The organism is Gelidibacter pelagius, assembly GCF_017581925.1.
Taxonomy (GTDB): Bacteria; Bacteroidota; Bacteroidia; order Flavobacteriales; family Flavobacteriaceae; genus Gelidibacter; species Gelidibacter pelagius.
Window position 1 is genome coordinate 1 of sequence record NZ_JAGEVG010000021.1, and the last position, 15,669, is coordinate 15,669.

General features: G+C 39.1%; 9 protein-coding genes and 1 pseudogene. 6 read left to right on the top strand and 4 right to left on the bottom strand.

Going from position 1 to position 15,669, the window contains the following annotated elements; genetic code table 11:
• Nucleotides 1-853 precede the first annotated feature (853 nt).
• The 3 genes and pseudogenes from J4051_RS19325 to J4051_RS15740 form a co-directional block, all read right to left on the bottom strand.
• Nucleotides 854-1,751 (bottom strand): annotated as a pseudogene (locus J4051_RS19325) (IS982 family transposase).
• A gap of 930 nt (nucleotides 1,752-2,681) precedes the next feature.
• Complete coding sequence (locus J4051_RS15735; RefSeq protein WP_208234838.1) at nucleotides 2,682-3,416, bottom strand: LytR/AlgR family response regulator transcription factor; 735 nt, start codon at nucleotides 3,414-3,416, stop codon at nucleotides 2,682-2,684.
• On the bottom strand, nucleotides 3,406-4,479 hold the full coding sequence (locus J4051_RS15740; RefSeq protein ID WP_208234839.1) for a sensor histidine kinase: 1,074 nt from the start codon (nucleotides 4,477-4,479) through the stop codon (nucleotides 3,406-3,408). The genes J4051_RS15735 and J4051_RS15740 overlap by 11 nt, the downstream gene beginning before the upstream one ends.
• Before the next feature lie 275 nt (nucleotides 4,480-4,754).
• On the opposite strand from J4051_RS15740, the gene J4051_RS15745 reads away from it, so the two are divergent.
• From J4051_RS15745 to J4051_RS15755, 3 genes are all read left to right on the top strand, one after another.
• Nucleotides 4,755-5,249, top strand: coding sequence for a carboxypeptidase-like regulatory domain-containing protein (locus J4051_RS15745; RefSeq protein ID WP_208234840.1), 495 nt, complete (start codon nucleotides 4,755-4,757; stop codon nucleotides 5,247-5,249).
• A complete protein-coding gene (locus J4051_RS15750; RefSeq protein ID WP_208234841.1) occupies nucleotides 5,246-5,563 on the top strand; it encodes a hypothetical protein in 318 nt (105 codons plus the stop codon). The genes J4051_RS15745 and J4051_RS15750 overlap by 4 nt, the downstream gene beginning before the upstream one ends.
• Nucleotides 5,564-5,678: 115 nt before the next feature.
• Nucleotides 5,679-8,141 carry a TonB-dependent receptor domain-containing protein gene (locus J4051_RS15755; RefSeq protein ID WP_208234842.1) on the top strand — a complete coding sequence of 821 codons (2,463 nt, stop codon included), beginning with the start codon at nucleotides 5,679-5,681 and terminating at the stop codon, nucleotides 8,139-8,141.
• A gap of 1,605 nt (nucleotides 8,142-9,746) precedes the next feature.
• On the opposite strand, the gene J4051_RS15760 is transcribed toward J4051_RS15755, so the two are convergent.
• On the bottom strand, nucleotides 9,747-10,634 hold the full coding sequence (locus J4051_RS15760) for a LysR family transcriptional regulator (protein ID WP_317192732.1): 888 nt from the start codon (nucleotides 10,632-10,634) through the stop codon (nucleotides 9,747-9,749).
• 77 nt (nucleotides 10,635-10,711) lie between these two features.
• Between J4051_RS15760 and hutH the strand changes: the two genes are divergently transcribed.
• The 3 genes from hutH (at nucleotide 10,712) to J4051_RS15775 (ending at nucleotide 15,613) form a co-directional block, all read left to right on the top strand.
• Nucleotides 10,712-12,292 (top strand): histidine ammonia-lyase, encoded by a 1,581-nt coding sequence (gene hutH, locus J4051_RS15765; protein WP_208234843.1) that lies wholly within the window; start codon nucleotides 10,712-10,714, stop codon nucleotides 12,290-12,292.
• 602 nt (nucleotides 12,293-12,894) lie between these two features.
• Complete coding sequence (locus J4051_RS15770; RefSeq protein WP_208234844.1) at nucleotides 12,895-13,569, top strand: amidohydrolase family protein; 675 nt, start codon at nucleotides 12,895-12,897, stop codon at nucleotides 13,567-13,569.
• Between the two features lie 40 nt (nucleotides 13,570-13,609).
• Entirely contained in the window at nucleotides 13,610-15,613 is a 2,004-nt protein-coding gene (locus J4051_RS15775; RefSeq protein ID WP_208234845.1) for a urocanate hydratase, read from the top strand.
• The last annotated feature ends 56 nt before the right edge of the window (nucleotides 15,614-15,669 follow it).

Consider the following 15,669-nt stretch of genomic DNA (forward strand, 5'->3'; position numbering starts at 1 on the left):
AGGATCTGTGCTGTCATTAAACGACAGGAACCATATGTGAAAAATTTGGCTTAATTTTTTCATTTTTCATTTGCTTTTAACATGGAAATCCATCCCTTCATTCCATTTCGGTGCTTTCATACTTTTTACCAAAAGCTAAGGAACCGATTCTGAATGACTCATAACAACTTGTTTTTTAACAGTTCCAACAATAAGTTTTTTAATTATGTTTCATAAAACCGATCAAGCTCAGTCTTTTTAATTTTTTATTTCTAATGAAATAGAACAATTTTTAAGTCCTGTTATTTAGTTTTGAATGCTGCCAATTTCTTACCATAATAACATAGAACCATTTACTTATTATATCCTGAGCGTTTTCCTTTTTTTTTTGAGTGATCGTATCAAAGCTTCATAATAGCCAACAATTTTTGTCTATACACTATGAACACAATTCACTATCACCATCTTTTAATTCATTTACTTCCCATAGTGCCTATCGCTGTTACCTTTTTCGAATACCGAAACCAAAATTTAGATCGAGTAAGGATTTATAAAAGGGAGGCACGACCGGTTATGCAGTCCGTCTCGAGCTAAATTTTAAACTTTGTGAAGAAAATGGAATAGTGATTACTTGTTTAAGCGGACGCTATTCCAAAGTTGACCAATGGCTAATCGCGAGAATACAATTCATAATATTACGATACATTTATACGGTAAATCCCTAAACTTTGGAATTGGGTCCAAGACTTTTCAGGGAAGCGCTTTTCCCGAAATGGAGCTTTTCGCGTAATGGAGTGGCACAGGGCTGAGTGGGTCTCACCAATAGATTCCTATAATTTCCAGATATCTCTCAACCTAAGTTCGATATAAGGATTTAGCAAAAAAGAACCAATTGCGTTGTGTTTTCGGTTCCAAACTTTATACTCGGTTTTTTTTCTTGAAAAGAATAAGCAATTAGACTGGCGATTAAATTTGTAATAAAATTGGCAAAATTCCTATGTATAGAATGCTCAGCTCGGGCGATGTTCTTTAATTGGTCGTTAATGGTCTCTATTACCGAACGTTTTCTGAGCAATATTTTCTCCCTCATGGTCATCATCACATTTTTCATGTTATTCCCAATCCAGTTACCAAGTGCAGTCCCTGATCGAACAATAGGGCAGCAAGCTCCTTTGAGAGATAGCCCTTGTCAACATATAGGCTACAGAATATCTTCTTTAAAAAGTTTTCTTCATTTAGAGATGTCCTGTCATCTACATTGGCTTGGGTTATGACAAAGTCGAGCAGTTCGCCCTTATCGTTTATGATGATGTGAAGCTTAAAGCCATAGAACCAGCCCATTGTTGATTTGCCTATGGTCGCTATGCCCTTAAAAACCATATTCTGATTTATCCGTTTGTTACCACAGGCATGGATGGGCGCGGAATCCACAAACGGTCCCCTGTACACTTACCCAAACAACAGATCTACATAGGGTCAGCGGGAGTATGTTGGATTGCATCAATTCAACAAAACAGTTGAAGGAAACGGTAATTGGGAACTCATCCTGAGCTGATTCTGAACGTAATGAATATAAAAGTGCTTAAAGGCCCTAATGCCGCTCAAATGGAACAGAACTGCAATGGTGACTATCTCACTGGTCGACATTGTGAATTTACGTTTTCTTGTCATTTTTCCTGTAGAAAGTTGTCTCTTTTGCAGTGCAGGATCAAAAACAAGGCAAAATCATCGATAGAACAAAACATCTTAGTAATTTTATTTTTTAAAATCATAAACAGAATATCTTTTAGCGCACTGTAAATCAACATTTTATTATACTAAATATTCTGCTTTTCTATGCTAAACAAACCTATTTCCTACGTCGAACTCAGGTTTAAATGGAATTGCGATTTGGCGGACGCTATTTCCAATTTTAGATAAGGAATGAAAGTGTTCCTGCCCGGCGTAGCGAAAAGGATTAACGGAATGGAAAGCTGAAATTGGGGATTGTGTCCAAGACTTTTGTAGGGAAGCTGTTTTCCTGGAATGGAGCTTTTCGAAAAATGCAAGGGGAATGGCTTCCCGTGTTATGAGAACAAAATGTTCTAGTTTAACCGAGGTTAAGCGGACGCTACTTCAAAGTTGGAGGTTGCAATGCCTGTACCGAGTTCAATCGAAGTAGAGTTTGACCGCTTCCCGACCTTTTTCGGGAATGAGCGGGCAAGCGGAATGTAAATCGTAGACTTTGGAGTTGGGTCCAAGACTTTTTAATGAAGCGCTTTGCCCGGAATGGAGGTTTCCGCGGAATGGAGCGGCAATGGGCCGATTGGGTTATAAAAACTAAAAGACATTGTTAGCTGTAGATACTTAAAGACAAAAATCTGCTGTTAAATTAATATTTTTGAATTACTCCAATTTTAAGAAATTACCCAACTAGAAACATAGGGAAAGATTTAATTTTTGGTCAAAGTAATCTCCACATCTATTAAAGCATTAATATTCATCGGTTTAAGTAAATTTTTTCTGAGTACTTTATAGGTATAGGAGTCCATATAACTCAAATAACCTGATTTTCTGTTTCCTCGGAAATGCGAAAGCGGATAGCCAGTAATTATGACAAGCAAAAGAACACACTAGTAACGTATTCAAAATCGTTTTTATTTTGCAACACCTGAGGGAAAAACAGTATTAGCTGGCGCCGATTTTTTAATTCAACCGCTTTGTCACTTCACCCATTGATCGACAAATTGGTCATATACTTCTCTATAGGTTGAACCTACGGAAATGTTCTTTTTGCCTATGCGAACGGAGTTTTTCAAAAGGGCATCTACTCGGGCAAAAGAAATGATATAAGACCGATGAATTCTCAAAAAGCCGGTGCCACTCAGTTTTTCTTCCAGTTTTTTTAAGCTGATCAAAGACAATAAAGGAGAAGTACTGCTCGATAAATGAATTTTTACATAATCTTTATACCCTTCAATATAAAGAATGTCATCAATCTCTACCCGTATAATTTGGGTATCTACCTTTACAAAAATAAAGGATGGATTTTCAAGGAGCTGATTCTGTTCCCGATCCGATTGATCTTCCATACGATGTCTCACTTTGGTCACTGCTACCAAAAAATCTTTATAATCAAAAGGTTTTAGTAAATAGTCCACAGCATTCACGCGATATCCTTCGAGTGCGAATTGGCTATAAGCAGTTGTAAAAATGAAAAATGGCGTATTCTTAATGTTGTCTTCCGAAAGTATGCGCGCCAGTTCCATTCCCGTAAGATCAGCCATTTGAATGTCCAACAATAGCAGTTCAACCTTGTTCGAATGCAGATAATTTAGAGCATCGATACCATTATCAAAATCCGCTACAAGCTCTAAAAATGGCGTTTGCCTTACAAATGCACTGATCATTTTTAACGCCAACGGTTCATCATCAAGGGTAATACATTTAATTTTCATCTAAGTCAATTTTAAGCCATACTTCAAAACCTTTTTTCTGACGAATAGATAATTCATATCTGTTCGCGTAAAGTAGCTCTAGCCGGCGCCGTGTATTTTTTATGCCTATTCCGGGCTGTTCCTTTTGACTGAAATCATCTAAAACCTTGTTGTCAAACAGTTTGTTTTTTGATTGAAAAATCAGCTGAGAATTTTCTTGGACAATCGTTATGGATATCGGACTCTCGGTCTGGGTACTCACGCCGTGTTTAAAGGCGTTTTCAATAAACGGTAAAAATAGCATTGGTGCAATTTTTTTTTCTGGGGAATTGATATGCGCCGCAAAATCAATATTGACACAATGGGAAGAACGCATTTTCATCAAGTCAAGGTAGTTTTTTATAAACTTGATTTCCTCGACCAGCGTGGTGCTTTCATCAGAAGTGGTGTACAAAACATAACGCATTATTATTCCCAGTTTCTTCAATGCACTTCTGGATTTTTCGACATCGATGTAGGTCAAAGCATTGATTGTATTCAGGCTGTTGAAAAAGAAATGCGGATTGATCTGCGATTTTAAGAAAGATAGTTCCATTTCCACTTTGTCTTTTTCTGCCCTTAAACGAATACTTTTTTCTTCCTCCCATTTTTTCACCAAGATGTTGGCGATGTTCACGCCAAGAACCAATATTTCGACTAGAAAAATATAAAACGACACAAAAACCCCACGATTTCCGTGTTGTTGTTTGATCACTTTATTACCAGCCATTTTTGCAAAAGCTTCAGCAATTTGCAGCCAAGTTTCGGCTTGGCGCAGCACAACGATAATTAAAATACAGCATAAAAATAAAATCAGGTAATACCGAAAAAATTTTCGTTGAAAGAGATAGGCAGGAGCCAACCATTTTATATTGATAAAAGTAAGACCAAGTAGAAAAGAAAAAAGCAAAAACTGATGAACCCAATAGACGAATGGCAAAGCTGTGCCATAAGAAAGCGGAATCAATAAAAACAACAAGATGGCCAGAAGCGATATCCCCACTAGTGTTATTAACAGTCTGTGTTTTTTCGGTTTTATTTCCATAAGTGGCTAAGTTCTTGCAATATTTGAAATAATACAAGGTTTTTCAACAAACCTACTTCATTTTCCTTCGAACTCAAGGTTTTTATCTATAAAGAACTGAACAAGTTCATCTGTCCAGGAACAGTGTTCATCCACAAAATAAGGGGCTTCATATAGTATTTTTTCGTCCTAAGGTTTAAAAAAATACTTTTGCCTTCAACAAAATTAGAATCCTGTCTTTGAAAAATATTTTTGAAAATTTTTTGAAAGTGGTCTGATACTTATGTTTTCAATGAATGCTATTGCACATCGCACCAAAAACCATCTTTAGAACTACAGAGGATGCTGTAACCCAAGAAAAAACAGTCGGAGCTAATATTATTGCCGAAGGAATCCCCTTTGGAACGATAGCAGATTTTAATGGGAATTTCAAACTCAATTTGCCTGTTGGAAGCTATTCCATTAAGGTTTCAACTATGGGCTATCGTACGCATACTCAATATAATGTTGTGATCAGCTCTGGAAACGACCAAATAATACGTTATGAACTACATCCAGATGCGGCATCTTTAGGTAAAGTAGTAATAACCACCAACCGAAGAACTACTGCCGTGGCAACCCATATGTTTGCGTCAATGTCGGTTCAGCGATTGACCACTCAGGAAATCAAAGCCAGTCCAAGAGGAAATTTTGATGTTTCCAAGGTCGTTAAAACCTTACTAGCTGGAGGGCTTAGCAATCGCGTTGGAGAGCGAAACGACATCATTAATTATAGAAGGTGTACCGAATGAGAATGTATAATTATCTGCACGGAATAGAAATCCCTGTGCTCAACCACTTCCAAACCCAAGGCAGTTCCGGCGGAGCACAAGGAATTTTGAACGTCTCCTTTATTGATGATCTCAAATTGACAACCTCTGCTTTTGATCCGAAATACAACGATGCTCTTTCTTCCACGGTTGTAATCAACCAACGCAGTGGAAACCCCGATCGCCTATCGAGTAATATCCGGGTCAGTATGACAAAAACTGCTTTGACCTTGGAAGGACCGCTTACGATTATATTATTGCACAACTGGAATAGAAAAATGAAATATGAAATATAATAATCTTTTCTGATAGATTATAAAATCTGCGAACACGTACGCAATCTGCGGGAGGAAATAATATGAGTTCTTGATGGTAATTTAAAAACAAACACTATATAAAACAATTCACCCTATGAAATTAAAACAAGTTATTACATTGTTCTTTTTTACTGCGCTTTCTTACAGCGCTTTGGCACAAGCACCAAAAACTAGTATTAGCGGAAAAGTAATCGACTCCACTACTCAAGAAGCTATTTATTATGCGACCATTTCCTTACATCCAGTTGCTGATGCCAGCAAGTTAAACGGAACTATTGCTGACGAAAAGGGGAGTTTTTCTCTGGATAACCTATCGCCGGGGAAATACAATATCGCTATAAGTTTTTTGGGATATAAAACCAAAACCTTTACCGACTACATTTTAAAACCAGGAGACAATAATCTTGGAACCATATTGGTCGAAGTCAATGAAAATGAGCTCGATGAGGTGGTCATACAAGGTGAACGTCCAATTATAGAAAACAAAATTGACCGATTGGTATTTAATGCTGAACGCGACGTTACCTCTTCGGGCGGAGATGCCACTGATGTCTTGCGTAAAGTACCCATGCTTTCTGTGGACATTGACGGCAGTGTATCGATGCGAGGCGATCAAAATGTGAAAATCCTGATCAACGGAAAATCCTCAGCGGCGATGGGCAATAATGTGGGAGACGTTTTGAGAACCATTCCGGCCGATCAGATAAAAAGTGTGGAAGTCATTACCAGTCCTTCCGCAAAACACGATGCTGAAGGCACCTCGGGAATCATTAATATCATTACCAAAAAGAAAGATATTGGCGGGATAAACGGATCCATATCTGGAGGTGTCGGAACACGGCACAACAACGGGAACGCAAGTCTTAATGCCAGAAAGGGAAAGCTTGGCATCGTCACCAATTTGGGAGGCAATTATATGTGGCCACAAATTACGACCAATGAATTTGAGCAATTTACCATCGCGGGCGATCCTACCGTAAGACAATATAGTGAAAACGAAACCACCCGTTCCGGACTACGCGGATCGATAGGATTGGATTATGATTTGACCGATAAGGATTTATTATCAACGACTTTTTCTGCCAACGGATTTGAAATGGGAATGGATGGCAGTACAAGCTCGGAGTTCTTCTTGCCGAACAATGTTATAACCTCTTTGTTATCCAACCGAAATCAAACGACTAGTTCCGATGGTTTTGATTGGTCGGCAGATTATACCAGAAAATTTGAAGACCCAAAACGGGAATTGACCATTGCTGGGCAGTTTTCCAGAAACAACGGCGATACCGATTATACAACGCTTTATGTGGAAGGAATGCGCTTGGACGAAATAGGAGAGAACAATAGCCATAATGACGAACTCGCCTTTCAGGCCGATTATGTACAGCCCATTGGCAAAACCACTTTGGAATTTGGTGCCAAAACGATTTTCAGGGATATCACAAGTACATCTTTGATAAAAGAAGGTACGAATGGAAATTATGTGCTTGTGGACGATAGTTCGTATGAATTTAATTACAATCAGGATGTGATGGCTGGATATGTATCATATGGTTTTGAATTTGCAGAAAAATACGAGGTAAAAACAGGCGTTCGGATGGAACATACTATCTTGAATGGAGATGCCGTAGGCGATTTCGAGGCCTTCAAAAATGATTATACAAATGTATTGCCAAGTGTGATATTATCAAAACAACTTGGCCAAATGTCTAATTTAAAACTAAGTTACAACCAACGTATCCAAAGACCGAGCTTGTTTTTCCTGAATCCTTTTAGAAATACGGCCGATCCAATAATTCAACAACAAGGAAATCCGGAGCTAAAACCCGAGCTTTCACACAATGTTGAATTGGGGTACTCTACGTTTAAAAAAGGAACCATTATCAACGCATCTATATTTTACCGCAGGACTAACGATGTTATCGAAAGTTTAAGTCAGATAGATAGTACCACGTCTCCGGGACAGCAAATTTCTTTGACTACTTTTGACAATATCGGCACCAACGAATCTTTTGGGACCAATTTGTTCGTGTCTTATTCTCCAATCAAAAACCTGACTTTAAGAAGCAATATCAGTTTGTTTACCTATGAAGCAAAGGGCAATTCGTTTAATGAGGAAATCAGCACCCAGACCGATAAAATGCATTTAATGTACCGTGCGTTTATAAACGGGAGCTACAAAATAAGCAATACTTTTATCGCCGAAACGTTTTTGATGTTGAATTCGTCGCAACGTACTTTCCAAGGAACTTCGCCCTCTATGAGTATGTGGACCATAGGGTTTAAAAAAGAACTGTGGGATAAAACCGCTAGTATAGGACTGAATATTACGGATCCTTTTTGGGAAAACACCTATTTTAAGACCGAAGTATTTACACCCGATTATACCCAAACAAACAGGATGAAACTTCCATTCCGCTCTTTTGGATTGACTTTTAGTTATAACTTTGGAAAAGCAGATTCCAAAAACAAGACCCGTAGGGAAAGAGGAATCAAAATGGACGATCAAAAAAAGGAAGAATCGAACCCTGCTCTGGGTCAAAATTCTGGTGCATAATGTTGCATTTGCATCCATTGATAGCTATTAACCAAAAGTTGTCAATGGATGCCTTGAGTCTTTTTCTGTGGAGAGGAATGGGCTGTGATACGCTTCTATAGACATATTACCTTAATAAGATTTGTTATCAAATAAATATCAATTACATTTTGCAATGGATGAAATGGATAATTACTAAAAAATAAATGGCGTTTCTAGTTCACAATTCGTCAACAAATAAAATAGCATTTTGAAAAAAAACCGTAAACACTGATATTCCTGTTGAGGTTTGAATCCTGCGAGAAATACACCAAAAGTAAAGATGAAAATAGCTTTATAAGATCCGAATTAATTATGCCTGCATTATCCTCCCTGCAGCACAATCCTAGCCTGAAAACAATCTATAACCGTCTGGCAGAGAAAAATCCATAAAAAAGATCGCATTGACTGCAGTCGCAAGGAAATTACTGGTGCTTATCTATACTATCTGGAAAAATGGATCCGAGTACGAACCAAATTATTCTTTGATAGAATAAAATTACTGATGATTTTGTACTTGTTGGACTGGAAGCAACTCTTTTTTTAAGGGTTGTTCCATTTAACAATACCACTTAATACATAGGAAATAAAAGTAATAAAAAATTTGTTTTTTATCGCACATCCTTTTTTTATTCCTGATACATTTTTAATATTTTGGAATTGTTGATGTCTAATAAAAAAGAGCAAGGTACAAGCCTGGTTTATGTAATCCGTTCATGTTCCAAATGTTAGTATTTTACTATCAAAAAAAAGATTGGTCAGTCCACGTGCGGATGTATATCTAACGGCTTGTGTGAATTATGAAAACACAGGAAGCGGCATCCCATCCTTAAATAAACTCTCATTTTGCGGCCGTTATTAAGAGTTTTAAATCGGGAATGCTTGTGCTGAGCTATGTCGAAATGAAGTATTCCTGCCCGCCGTAGCGGGAAGGGCTCATGGATGGAAAGCCGGTGGGAATTGTGTCCAAGACTTTTCAAGCGAAGCATTTTTTTAGGAATGAAGCTTTTGTGGAATGGAGGGAAATGTGCTTCTCATGTTGTTCTATCGTATTGACCCCATTTAGCAGAGGTTAAGCGGACTTGACTTCAAAGTTGGAGGTTGCAATGGAGTTGGCACGCTTTCCGATTTTTTTCGGGAATGAGTGGACAAGTGGAATGGAAATCGTAGACTTCGGAGTTGGGCCCAAGGTTTTTTTAATGAAGCGCTTTGCCCTTAAGGGAGCTTTTCGCGGAATTGAGTGGCAATGGACTGAGTGGGTTGTAAAGGAAATTTCCCTATTCAATGAAAATTCTACTTTCTCTCCAATTCTGGACTTCATCTGTGTGATTTATAAAACCATGGAAACTACGGTTGAACATCTGGCAGTCAGATTTTCCATCCTTTCATTTTCGATAATAAATCTGTCTGCCTTTCCCGAGCTATGTAAAGACAAATATTACTGTTTGTTGTTCTTTGCCTTTAAAAGGGCGATTGCTCAGTAGAGAAGTTTTTCTGATATTAATTTGATATTCACTTTCTGCAATAACAATCATCATATCAAAGAAATTGGACAAATAAGGCTTTCTTTTAAAAGAGATTTTGAATTTATAAAAATTCCAGAATATGCTGTAGTGCTGGATTCCGGTTGTCTTTTTTCCAAAGGGCATAAAGTACGGCTCTTTGTGGGATATTAGGTATTTCTATAAATTTTACGCCCATTGTAAAGCCTTTTTGTAACGAAGTGGGGATGATAGCCACACCTATTCCACTTTCTACCAATTTAAATATAGTATGCGCATGTACAGATTTATGCGTGACCTTAGGAGTGAATCCTTTATCCTCACAGATACTCATGATCTTGTCATAGTACAGCGAACTATAATCTGATGAAAACAATATAAAATGTTCTGTCGCAACCTGAGCGATTGTAGTAAAGCTCTTAAGGTCAAGCATATGAGACTGAGGTAATACAAGTGAAAATGTTTCTGTGTAAACGGGCTTAAGTTGAAGATTTGGGGGCACTCGGGTCAGACGGACAAAGCCCAGATCCAATTGATTTTTCTCTAAGGCGTCTAGCTGCGCGGAATTCGACAGTTCTTTTAGGATGAACTGAAGCTGTGGCATATGTTCATTGGACTTGATCAAAAGATCAGGCAGCACCGATTGCATTGCTGAACCTAAAAAACCTATGCGTACTTCCCCCAGACTTCCTTTCTGCACCAATTTTGTTTGCTTTAAAGTAAATTCCAAAAGATTAAATATATTCTCCATCTCATTTTTTAAATAGGCGCCGGCAACTGTCAACGATACATTACGCTTATCACGGATAAACAGCTCGACATCAAGGATCTCCTCCATTTGTTTAATCTGCCTGCTAAGACCCGGCTGAGAAATGCAAAGCCGCTCCGCTGCCTTTCTGAAGTGCAGTTCTTCGGCAACAGCCAAAAAATAGGAAAAATGACGTAATTCGAATTGATAACCTCTACGCATCATGTATTGCTAAATTTAGTATTTCTGATTATTAAAGATAAACCTTAAGTTTGAAATATAAAATTTAAAAAAACCGAATTATGAGCACTGACGATTCCATATTTTATTTAGGCAAAGACCATCTTACTGCCCGTATCGCATTACAGCTTGCGCGCGGCGAACTGAATACAGGACTTGCTGAAGAAACTTTAAAACGTATGAAAGCGAGCAGCCAGCTTGTGGCGGAGATTGTGGCGAAAAATGAACCTGTATATGGTATCAATACTGGTTTTGGACCGCTCTGTACTACGCAGATATCAAAAGAAGCTACCCTCACACTGCAGGAAAATATTATTAAAAGTCACAGCGTCGGAGTTGGTAATCCCATAAGCGAAGAGCTTGCCTTGCTTATGCTGGTTTTAAAAGTGCATGCTTTGGCTAAAGGTTATTCAGGTATTTCCATAACGACTTTTGAACGTATTCTTTGGTTTCTCAAGAATCAGATCGCACCCATCGTCCCAGAGCAAGGGTCACTGGGTGCAAGTGGGGATCTTGCCCCGTTGGCGCACTTGTTTCTTCCACTTTTGGGTCTTGGCGAAGTCATTTATAATGGGAAACGACAATCGACTAAAAAGGTTTATAAGGAGTTTTGTTTAGAGCCGATTACCTTAAAACCAAAGGAAGGCCTGGCATTAATCAATGGCACCCAATTTATCGGCGCTCATGCCGTAGAAGTAATCGATCGCTTAAAAAATTGTCTCGATCATGCAGATATTATTGGAGCCTTAATGCTTGAGGCTGTGCAAGGTTCGGCAAAACCTTTTTATCCTGAACTGCACCAGTTACGTCCATTTAAAGGAAATCAACATGTTGCGGGCAGAATTAAATCATTTGTTGAAGGCTCTAAAATCCTTAGTTCACACAAAGATTGCAACCGTGTTCAGGATCCATATTCGTTACGCTGTATTCCGCAGGTTCACGGCGCCTCCCGTAATGCTTGGCTACATTTGAAAGAACTTTTGGAAGTTGAGTTGAATTCGGTTACTGACAATCCAGTTCTCATTGATGAAAACCTTACCATAAGTGGTGGAAACTTTCACGGTCAACCGCTTGCCATGGCCTTGGATTATGCAACATTGGCGGCCAGCGAACTCGGGAATATCTCAGACCGGCGTGTGTACCTATCACTTGAGGGAAAATATGCTGGTGTACCCAAACTTCTACTCACTGATACCGGAATCAATTCGGGTTACATGATCTTGCAATACACCACGGCGGCTCTGGCGAGTGAAAATAAAGGCTTGTGCTTTCCGGCGAGCGCAGACAGTATTCCCTCCTCGCTGGGTCAGGAAGACCATGTAAGCATGGGATCAATCAGCGGGAGGAAAGCATTACAGGTCATTCAAAATGTGGAGCGCATCCTCTCAATAGAGATGCTTTCTGCCGCTCAGGCATTTGACTTTAGAGGAACGTTGAGATCGAGCATTTTTTTGGAAAAAGTTCACAAGGTTGTTCGAGAGAAGATTGCTTTTGCAAAAGCTGACCGAGTCTTTTCAAAAGACATAGAAAAGGCACATCAGCTGTTGCAGGAACGGGCACTAATCGCCGTCTATCAACAATGTGTTACCGAAAAATCCCTCCAAGAGACTGATCTTTTTCAAAATGAATTTCAAACGATGTAAAGGGGATTTTAGAAAGTATCGCAATCATAATAACTATGGTTTTCTTCCCGTAGAATTTATATTTCGAAAGAAAAGGAATGGTTGTATGTGGGAAGAAATCATTGAATTTGGAATATTGAACTAAAAATAAATTGAATATAGACTATAGGGTGTTTATTCGACCTAGGAACACTATACAATAAATAATCCTCGAGGCAGAGCCAACGAGGTATTCAACGGAAGAAAGTTTTAATATTTATGAAAACTAGCAGTTTTTAAATTTCCCTATAGTAGCCTATAGTTCTTAACGTAAATCGACTTGGTTCTATGCATTAATTTGTTGGGCAAAACATTAAGATTGAAGGAATTATTTTAGCATGCGCAAATCTTTTATTTGGCGATGGAACGAACGTTATTTATTGCGAAATTTTCTCAAGGCTAGCATTTTTTGGTAAGGCTTTTTAGGTAATAAGGATAAGTAAATTGAAAATAACATTTTGAACCTACCTACTATGTTTAAAATAAAAAATAAATTATTAGACGATTATGTATAAGGAGTTAATCATTAAAACCGCACTATTTCTGTCCATATTCTTTATCGTACCATTATTTATTTTATTTACATGAAACAAACATGCACAGGTGGCAAGATTCTAAGAGAATATAAAGGAAATACCATCAGATATATCAGCGATATTATGAAAGAATTTTGGCTTCAGATCAAGGAGAAACAACTGGAGAAATGTGTAGATGCATTTATAGACCATGGCTCTTTTAAGAGTGAAAATTCTCGATTATATTTTGAAAAGGTACAGGAGTTAGAATTTGACATTGCCGTTCATGCGTTTAAGTTTTTCACAGGAGGAAATCTCACCAGGGTAGATTTTGGTACCGTGCGTGAAGATCAACTGAAGGTCAGCAAAGAAAATGAGATTAAACTTCTCATAGAATCCAAAACTGTTGCCAGCTTACTTATAGAAACGTCCTTGAAGCTGGACTGTAGCTTTGCACAAGTCCGAAAATTGCTTAATGAGGGTGCTATTCTTTACATTGGTAGCGACTTCAATTCAGGCTCAACTCTAAAGGACGATCTGCTCCCACAGTTGGCTACTTTCAAGACATTTGAAAAACTTAGAAATACCGAAGTTTTCATAAGTATCATTTCATGCTCAGCCAAAGCCCTGAACCTTGCGCATCAAATGGATTTAGCAAAAGGAAATCTGAAAGCACTTATACTGTTCAAAATGGTTTCGTATGCCAATATTCTTTACCACCAAGGACAGTTAAAATCCTCATAGGTTTAAAAAAATGTAAAACAAATATAAAAACAATAACATTATGACTTTTAAAGAGCTTATTTTACAAGGTATTCCAACCGAATTGCCTTCTAAAAAAACTTACGATCCTTCAGATAGCCATGCCCCCCGCCGAAAGGATGTTTTAACCGCTGAGGAAAAAAAACTAGCCGTTCGAAATGCACTGCGCTACTTTCCAAAAGCTTGGCACAAGACTTTGGCACTTGAATTTTATCGGGAACTGCAAAAATACGGTCGTATCTATATGTACCGCTTCAAACCGGAATATGAAATTTACGCAAGGCCCATAGACGCATATCCAGCTCAATGTGTGCAGGCGGCTGGGATCATGCTTATGATACAGAACAACCTGGATCCCAAAGTAGCGCAGCACCCTAACGAACTTATTACTTACGGCGGCAACGGTGGAGTTTTTCAGAATTGGGCACAGTACTTAGTTACAATGCAATATTTGGCTCAAATGAACCAGCAGCAGACATTGCATATCTATTCAGGTCACCCCATGGGGCTGTTTCCGTCCTCGCCTGATGCGCCACGTGTGGTAGTGACAAATGGGATGATGATCCCCAATTATTCCAAACCTGATGACTGGGAGCGCTTTAACGCGCTTGGCGTGACCCAATATGGTCAAATGACTGCAGGATCTTATATGTACATCGGGCCGCAAGGTATAGTGCATGGGACGACTATTACGCTAATGAATGCCTTTAGACGCACATTAAAAACAGATGAAACACCCCTAGGGAATATCTTCCTTACTGCTGGATTAGGCGGCATGAGCGGCGCGCAGCCTAAAGCAGGAAACATTACCGGTTGCATTACCATTTGTGCCGAGGTCAATATAGAAGTAGCACTCAAACGTTACGAGCAGGGATGGATCGATGAACTGATAAAAAGCATGGACGTTCTGGTTGCGCGCGCAAGAAAGGCACAACAGGACATGGAAGTGGTCTCTCTTGCTTACGTGGGTAACGTTGTTGAGGTCTGGGAGCGGTTTTACACCGAAAACATCCACATCCAACTCGGTTCAGACCAGACCTCGCTGCACAATCCATGGGCAGGCGGTTATTATCCGGTCGGACTCACTTTTTCAGAAGCTAATGAATTAATGACCAATGATCCTGAATCCTTTAAAAAAAATGTTCAAAATTCATTGAGACGACATGTGTCGGCCATAAACAAACACACCTCAAAAGGAACATATTTTTTCGACTACGGAAACGCATTTCTATTGGAAGCTTCTCGTGCTGGAGCCGAGATTATGGCCGAGAATCGCATCGATTTCAGGTATCCATCCTACGTACAGGATATCCTTGGCCCTATGTGTTTTGATTTTGGTTTTGGTCCGTTTCGTTGGGTATGCACATCATGCGACCCCAGAGATTTAAAAACCACAGATGCTTTGGCAAAAACCGTTTTGGAAGCCATGAAAGAAGACGCACCGCCTGAAATCCGCCAACAACTTCAAGACAATATCACCTGGATCACAGATGCAGAAAAGAACAATTTGATCGTGGGCTCCCAAGCACGCATTCTTTACGCTGATGCTGAGGGACGGCAAAAGATCGCATTGGCTTTTAATACGGCCATAAAAAGCGGACAAATAACCGCTCCAATCGTGTTGGGCCGCGATCATCATGACGTGAGTGGAACAGATTCGCCGTTTCGGGAGACTAGCAATATTTTCGATGGAAGTCGTTTTACCGCAGACATGGCGGTGCATAACGTGATAGGTGACAGCTTTAGGGGTGCGACTTGGGTCTCCATACACAATGGTGGCGGTGTGGGATGGGGAGAGGTTATCAATGGTGGATTTGGGATGCTCTTAGATGGCTCGCAAAAATCGGAGGACCAGATCAAAAACATGCTGTTCTTTGATGTAAATAATGGAATTGCTAGAAGAAGCTGGGCCCGAAACCAAGAGGCACGTTTTGCAATAGAACGCGAAATGGAGCGTACACCAAACTTAAAAGTTCCCCTTCCAAATCTGGTGGATGAAGCCATTTTAAATGAGTTGGATGAATAAAAAAATATCGAGATTAAATTTAGAATTCTTCCAGGAAAGAGTTTAAAATTCGTAAT

Bases quoted from the DNA above. Each gene is read 5' to 3' on its own strand.
- J4051_RS15770 (WP_208234844.1), top strand. From the start codon at position 12,895: ATGAAACAAACATGCACAGGTGGCAAGATTCTAAGAGAATATAAAGGA.
- hutH (WP_208234843.1), top strand. From the start codon at position 10,712: ATGAGCACTGACGATTCCATATTTTATTTAGGCAAAGACCATCTTACT.
- J4051_RS15755 (WP_208234842.1), top strand. From the start codon at position 5,679: ATGAAATTAAAACAAGTTATTACATTGTTCTTTTTTACTGCGCTTTCT.
- J4051_RS15745 (WP_208234840.1), top strand. From the start codon at position 4,755: ATGCTATTGCACATCGCACCAAAAACCATCTTTAGAACTACAGAGGAT.
- J4051_RS15760 (WP_317192732.1), bottom strand. From the start codon at position 10,634: ATGATGCGTAGAGGTTATCAATTCGAATTACGTCATTTTTCCTATTTT.
- J4051_RS15735 (WP_208234838.1), bottom strand. From the start codon at position 3,416: ATGAAAATTAAATGTATTACCCTTGATGATGAACCGTTGGCGTTAAAA.
- J4051_RS15740 (WP_208234839.1), bottom strand. From the start codon at position 4,479: ATGGAAATAAAACCGAAAAAACACAGACTGTTAATAACACTAGTGGGG.
- J4051_RS15750 (WP_208234841.1), top strand. From the start codon at position 5,246: ATGAGAATGTATAATTATCTGCACGGAATAGAAATCCCTGTGCTCAAC.
- J4051_RS15775 (WP_208234845.1), top strand. From the start codon at position 13,610: ATGACTTTTAAAGAGCTTATTTTACAAGGTATTCCAACCGAATTGCCT.